The 6,406-nt window shown below is 67.8% G+C and carries 5 protein-coding genes; all 5 read left to right on the forward strand.

What is annotated here, in order from left to right; all coding sequences use genetic code 11:
• The first annotated feature begins 42 nt into the window (after nt 1-42).
• The 5 genes from KDB67_RS08835 to KDB67_RS08855 all read left to right on the forward strand — a co-directional run bounded on the left by KDB67_RS08835 (nt 43) and on the right by KDB67_RS08855 (nt 5,733).
• Entirely contained in the window at nt 43-405 is a 363-nt protein-coding gene (locus KDB67_RS08835) for a hypothetical protein (RefSeq protein ID WP_291014925.1), read from the forward strand.
• On the forward strand, nt 402-887 hold the full coding sequence (locus KDB67_RS08840) for a histidine phosphatase family protein (RefSeq protein ID WP_291014927.1): 486 nt from the start codon (nt 402-404) through the stop codon (nt 885-887). Before KDB67_RS08835 ends, KDB67_RS08840 begins: the two co-directional genes overlap by 4 nt.
• Nucleotides 880-2,568: a SulP family inorganic anion transporter gene (locus KDB67_RS08845; RefSeq protein ID WP_291014928.1), complete on the forward strand. Its 1,689-nt coding sequence runs from the start codon at nt 880-882 to the stop codon at nt 2,566-2,568. The genes KDB67_RS08840 and KDB67_RS08845 overlap by 8 nt, the downstream gene beginning before the upstream one ends.
• A gap of 31 nt (nt 2,569-2,599) precedes the next feature.
• Nucleotides 2,600-4,126 carry a carboxylesterase/lipase family protein gene (locus KDB67_RS08850; protein WP_324387555.1) on the forward strand — a complete coding sequence of 509 codons (1,527 nt, stop codon included), beginning with the start codon at nt 2,600-2,602 and terminating at the stop codon, nt 4,124-4,126.
• A 110-nt stretch (nt 4,127-4,236) separates the two neighbouring features.
• Nucleotides 4,237-5,733, forward strand: a complete 1,497-nt coding sequence (locus KDB67_RS08855) for a GMC family oxidoreductase N-terminal domain-containing protein (RefSeq protein WP_291014933.1) — start codon at nt 4,237-4,239, stop codon at nt 5,731-5,733.
• Nucleotides 5,734-6,406: the final 673 nt, after the last annotated feature.

A 6,406-nucleotide genomic window follows, 5' to 3' on the forward strand; every position in this document is an offset into this window, starting at 1 on the left:
TTGCTCATTGTTGCCGCGCATACCGCCCCTTACGGTGTTCCCATGCACCAGCCCGATGGCCACCCTCGCCCCGAGACCACCGGTTCCGTGCGGTGCACGCACCGGACCGAACTCGAGCGGCTCGCCACGCTCGACGCGGCGACCATCGACATCGCCCTGCGCGACCCGCGTGCCATGTACCCGCTGATCTCGAACGCCGTCGACCAGTATCTCGACCTCGATGACCAGGCCGATGCGGCATTTGCCGCGGGCGACAACGACGAGGCCATGTACCTGCATCAGGAGGCCGCGGCGTGGCGCGCCACGGTGACCGCCCTCAAGCGGCTCGAGATCCACGGCCGCACCACCGAATGCGCACCCCACGCCGACACCCCCGCCCATGTCAGCAGGGCCGGTATCGCATGACCGTCCGTACCCTGGTGCTGATGCGTCACGGCAAATCCGGCTATCCGCCCGGCGTTTGGGACCACGACCGGCCACTGGCCGACCGCGGCATCCGGGAGGCCGCCCTGGCCGGAGAATGGATGTCCGACGACGGGCTGAACGTCGATATGACGCTGTGCTCGACGGCCACCCGGACCCGTCAGACCTTGATGCGGACCGGCGTCGACGCGCCGACCATCTTCATCGACGACATCTACGGCGGCTCCCCGTTCGAGATCCTCGAAGCGATCCGCATCCACGTTCCCCACGACGCGGCAACGGTGCTGGTCGTCGGCCACGAGCCGGGTATGCCGGCCACCGCACTGACCCTCGACCCCGACGGCGACATCGACCGGTTCCCGACGTCGGCATACGCGATCGTCGACGTGTCCGTGCCCTGGGCCGGGATCGGTCTGGAGCCGGGCGGCGGCACTCTACGCGCCCTGCGCATTCCCCGTGAGTGAACCGATTCCCGCGGGCACGCTGAGCCGCGGTGCCCGATTCCTGCCGCGCCCGAGCGACTACAGCCAGTTGCGCACGAGTTGGCGCGCCGACGTCCTCGCGGGAGTCACCGTCGGAGTGGTCGCGTTACCGCTGGCGCTGGCATTCGGCATCTCGTCCGGTGTGGGCGCCGCCGCCGGGCTCATCACCGCCGTCGTCGCGGGGCTGGTGGCCGCGGTCTTCGGCGGATCGCACGTCCAGGTGTCCGGACCGACCGGCGCGATGGCGGTGATCCTCGCCCCGATCGTCGCCGAACACGGTATCGGCAGCATCGCGATCGTCACCATCATGTCCGGTCTGATCGTGCTCGTCGCCGGGGTCGTCGGCCTCGGGCGGGCCGTGACGTTCATTCCGTGGCCGGTGATCGAGGGGTTCACCCTCGGCATCGCCGCGATCATCTTCCTCCAGCAGGTTCCGGCCGCATTCGGCGCCACCGCACCCGCCGGTGAACGCACGTTGTTCGCGGCCATCGACGTCGTCGCACACGTGCAGTGGGGCAAGGCACTGCCCGCGCTCGCGGTGGTCGCTGCAGTCGCGGCGATGATGCTGATCCTGCCGCGGATCCACCGGTCCATCCCCGAATCGCTCACCGCGGTGATCGTGGTGACGATCGTCGCGGGACTGCTCGATGTCGACGTGGCGCAGATCGGCGAACTGCCGTCCGAACTCCCCGCGCCCGCACTGCCGGACGTCGACCTCGGTGCGCTGAAGTCACTGGCCGGGGCCGCCGCAGCGATCGCGGCGCTCGCCGCTATCGAATCCCTGCTGTCGGCACGGGTCGCGGCCACCATGTCGCCGACCGGGCCGTATGACCCCGATCGCGAACTCACCGGTCAGGGCCTGGCGTCGGTGGCGTCGGGACTGTTCGGCGGTATGCCCGCCACCGGCGCCATCGCCCGAACCGCCGTCAACGTACGGGCGGGCGCCCGTACCCGGGTCGCGGCGATCGTGCACTCGCTCGTGTTGCTGGCGGTCGTCTACCTGGCGACCGGCCCCGTCTCCGGCATCCCGCTCGCCGCACTCGCCGGTGTGCTCATGGTGACCTCGTTCCGGATGGTCTCGCCGCACACCGCGCGGTCCATCCTGCGCTCCACCCGCGCCGACGCGGCGATCTTCGCGGTGACCGCCGTGATCACCATCTGCTTCGATCTGATCGAGGCGGTGCAGATCGGGATCGTGGTGGCGGCGTTCTTCGCGCTGCGCCAAGTGGCCCGCCGCTCCAGCGTCACCCGCGAACCGCTACCCGGCCCGGCCCGCCCCGGCGACGAGCACATCGCCCTGCTGCTGCTCGACGGAGCGATGTTCTTCGGTGCGGCCGAACGTATTTCGACAGCCATCACCGGTGGTGCCGACGACCACCCCGACGTGCGCGTCGTGATCATCAGGATGTCGCGGCTGGGCATGATCGATGCGACCGGCGCACATACGCTCGCCGAGATCGTCACCGAACTCGAGGGCCGCGGCGTCACCGTCATCCTCAAAGGTGTCCAGGACGAGCATCACCAACTGCTCAGCGGTGTCGGGGTCTTCGATTCGCTCCGTCATGAGAAGCACTTGATCGGCGACCTCGACGACGCGATCGCGCACGCACGAGAACACATCGCCGAACAGACCGACATACCCGGCCGTTCCGATTCGGGGTGAATCCACCCGCGCTCGTGGTGGGATGTACGGCATGAACGATGGGCTTGTCGTGAACACCGCGTACGGACCGTATCGGGGCGTCCGGGAATCCGGTGCCGATGTCTGGAAAGGGATCCGGTTCGCGCGGGCGCAGCGCTGGCGGCGTGCCACACCGCCCGAACCGCACACCGAGGTCGTCGACGCTGCGGCATTCGGCCCGATCAGCCCGCAGGCATCGATCCCGGGCATGGACACCGGAACGCCGTCGAGCGAGGACTGCCTGTTCCTGAACGTGTGGCGGCCGACGGTCGTCACGCCGGGGACCGTGCTGCCGGTGATGGTCTGGATTCACGGCGGCGCGTACGTGCTCGGCGCGGGCAGCCAGAACCTGTACGACGGGACGCGGCTCGCGGTCGACGGCCAGGTCGTCATCGTCACCGTCAACTACCGGCTCGGTGCGCTGGGCTTCGCGGACCTGACCGCGTTCAACGAACCCGGCGAGCACGGATTCGAGTCGAATGCCGCGATGAGCGACGTACTGGCCGCACTCACCTGGGTGCGCGAGAACATCGCCGGATTCGGCGGTGACTCCGGCAGAATCACCGTGTTCGGCGAGTCGGCGGGCGCCGGCATCGTCACCACCCTGCTGACGATGCCCGCCGCCAAGGGCCTGTTCCATCGGGCCATCGCCGAAAGTTCCCCCGCCTCATCGGTTTACAGCAATACGCGGGCCGCGAAGGTGGCCGGCAACCTGCTGTCGGTACTCGACATCGGGGTCCGCGACGTAGCGCAGTTGCACGACATCGACGTCAAGCAACTCGTACGCGCGACGATGAAGGTGTACGGGCAGGTGCCTGAGGAAACGCCGGGCACTCTGGCCTTCGCGCCCGTCATCGACGGTGATCTGGTTCCGGAGCACCCGATGGATGCGTTCCGGGCCGGCCGATCGCTGTCGGTGCCGCTGCTGATCGGCACCAACAAGGACGAGGCCTCGCTGTTCGCATTGCTGCGGCCACCGCTGATGCCGGTGAAGCTCCCCGGGATCAAGAAGATGTTCGACACCATCCTCGCCGAGGATCCGACGGCGGCGGTGCCCACCCGGGAGTCGTTATCGGCGGCATACGCCGGAACGAGCACCAAGGTGGCCGGTCTCGGCATCGCCCGCGATATCGCCTTCCGTATGCCTACGATCTGGCTGGCCGAGGCACACAGCCGCCACGCACCCGTGTACCTGTACCGATTCGATTGGGCCACAAAGGTGATGAAGGCGCTGCGAATGGGCGCCACCCACGCCACCGAACTCCCGTACGTGTGGGGCAATCCGATCCTGCGCGGCAAGGTCGGCGCCGCGTTCCGCCTCGACGGCCGCAAGACCGGTGAGGACGTCTCATACCGGATGCGCAGACGCTGGACCGCGTTCGCTCATCTGGCGACACCGTCGGGTGTCGAGCCCCATTGGCCGGCCTTCGACGAACACGTACGCTCGACGTTGGTCATCGACGCCACCGACAGCGTCGTCGACGACCTGGACGCGGCAATCCGGCAGGCATGGGGAGATGAGACCCTGCACTATCGGTAGCCGGCACCGACGAGCATTGGAGCAGCACCGACCGTGGCAGTCTTGAAGAACGGTGACCGGATTTCCGCGGCGACAGCGGTGCCCACGGAATCGGAAAGTGCTGTGGCACAATGAGTTCAGCGCCCGTCATAGCTGACTACATTGTGGTCGGCGCTGGTTCGGCCGGCTCGATCGTGGCCACCAGGCTGGCCGCGGCCGGTGCCGACGTGATCGTCGTCGAGGCCGGTGGCACCGACCGCCGGCCCGATGTGGTTGCCGGGCCGGGCATGTTGTCGCTGTTCGCCACCGCCAACTGGAAATACGAATGCACCCCCGACCCCAGTCGCGGCGGGGTGGCCGAGCGGTTCGCATCCGGTCGCATCGTCGGCGGCAGCGGCTCCATCAACGCGATGGTCTACGTGCGCGGGCGCCGCTCCGACTACGACGACTGGGCCGCGACCGGCTGCGACGGCTGGTCGTATGACGATGTGCTGCCGCATTTCCGGGCCATCGAGAACTGGGTCGACGGCGCCGACGAGTACCGCGGCGATGCCGGCCCGATCTCGGTGTCGTGGTGCGGACACGATCACCCCGTCGACGACGCGTTCATCGCCGCGGCCGTCGACGCCGGACACGAGCCGAACCCGGACTACAACGGCGCATCGCAGACGGGTGTGTCCAAGAGTCAGACTAATCAGCGACGAGGGTTCCGGTCGTCGTCGGCGCGGGCGTTTATGCACCGCGCCCCACGCGACCGGCGACCACGACTGCTGACCCGCACCCACGCGGAGCGGATCGTCGTCGAGAACGGTCGGGCAACCGGAATCGACTGTGGTGGAACGATTCTGCGGGCCCGCGAGGAAGTGATACTGTGCGCCGGAGCGATCGGATCGGCGGCACTGCTGCTGCGATCCGGGATCGGGCCCGACGGGGAGATCGCGAATCTGCCCGGAGTAGGCGAGAACTTCCAGGATCACCTTTCGGTCACCCAGTACTGGGAATCGAAAGTCCCCACCGCCAACACCATGGGACCGATCGACGCGGTCAGGGCCGCGGCATCTTTCGCAGCCTCCGGAACCGGCACTATTGCCGCCAGTCCCTTTGAGGCGCAACTGTTCACCGACGAGTTTCAGGTGGCGGTCACCCCCATCCACTACACCATCGGGCGTGTCGACGGCCGCACCCGCATCGAACGCAAGGACGCGTTCACCGTCTATTCGGTGCTCATGCATCCGCAGGGCCGTGGCCGGGTCATCCTGCGCGACAGCCGACCGGTGGTCGACTTCGCCCGGCTCGGCCACCCCGCCGACGTCGACGCCCTGCTACGCGGCGCCCGGCTGGTCCGCGACCTCGTCGAATCACCCGCGATGACACCCGTGCGGGGCCGCAGCAAGAACCGCGACGACCTCACCGGACCGGACTGGCTGACCCAGCACGAGGGCAGCATCTATCATGCCGTCGGCACCTGCGCGATGGGCACCGTCGTCGACCCCGACCTGCGTCTACGCGGCATCGCCGGCCTGCGGATCGCCGACGCATCGGTGATGCCCACGCTGACGTCGGGAAACACGAACGCCCCCACCATGATGATCGCCCACCGCGGCGCCGACCTGATCCTGCACGGCTGACCTATGGGTTCCACTCGAAACGGGGTGGATCTTCCCCCATTGTTCGTTCTTCCTGTCGCCCCCAAGCCGCCAGGAAGAACGTTCCGGGGCCAAATGCGTGGCCGGATGATTCGAGCACTCCCCTACCCGACCCCCATCCGACCACGCGGCCCCTCCCCCGGTCTGCGACCCCGTCCGCCGTTCCGCCGTGTATGCCTCACCCCTCGAAAGGCACAACTCGACCGGCCGAAAACCTCTCACCCTCGGTGGTTTGCTCGCGCTGCGACACCCGGCCGTCAAGCCCCCCTGTTGGCCCACAACACGATTCACCCCGAGGCGATTCACCCCGATGCCAGACGGTCTGTCGACCGGTTCGCGGCCAACCCCGCCCGACTCCCCAGTAACTTACCTGTACGTAGGTTACTACAGCGTAGGGTAACGCCCGCCATGCCCGATGTCTACGTGTCCCACCTCATTTGACTTGGCAAAGTCTGTTTACAACCACGTATGCTCGCTGGCGCGCCGCACCGCGAGCATGCCGTACGCCCGGACCACACCTGTGTGCATAATCGAGTAGGAGGGCCGGGTTTCCCGGCCCTCCTCTCACACCACCGGACGTGCGGGCCTCGCATCCGGCGGTTCGCTAGGTCGTTCGAAACCTGGCCCAGGCTGGGTGAAAGAACACGACACCACG

It is taken from the genome of Gordonia sp. (in: high G+C Gram-positive bacteria) (assembly GCF_020438995.1).
GTDB lineage: Bacteria > Actinomycetota > Actinomycetes > Mycobacteriales > Mycobacteriaceae > Gordonia.

Excerpts from the sequence above, each read along its gene's own strand:
- KDB67_RS08840 (WP_291014927.1), top strand. The coding sequence starts at position 402 with ATGACCGTCCGTACCCTGGTGCTGATGCGTCACGGCAAATCCGGCTAT.
- KDB67_RS08855 (WP_291014933.1), top strand. The coding sequence starts at position 4,237 with ATGAGTTCAGCGCCCGTCATAGCTGACTACATTGTGGTCGGCGCTGGT.
- KDB67_RS08850 (WP_324387555.1), top strand. The coding sequence starts at position 2,600 with ATGAACGATGGGCTTGTCGTGAACACCGCGTACGGACCGTATCGGGGC.
- KDB67_RS08835 (WP_291014925.1), top strand. The coding sequence starts at position 43 with ATGCACCAGCCCGATGGCCACCCTCGCCCCGAGACCACCGGTTCCGTG.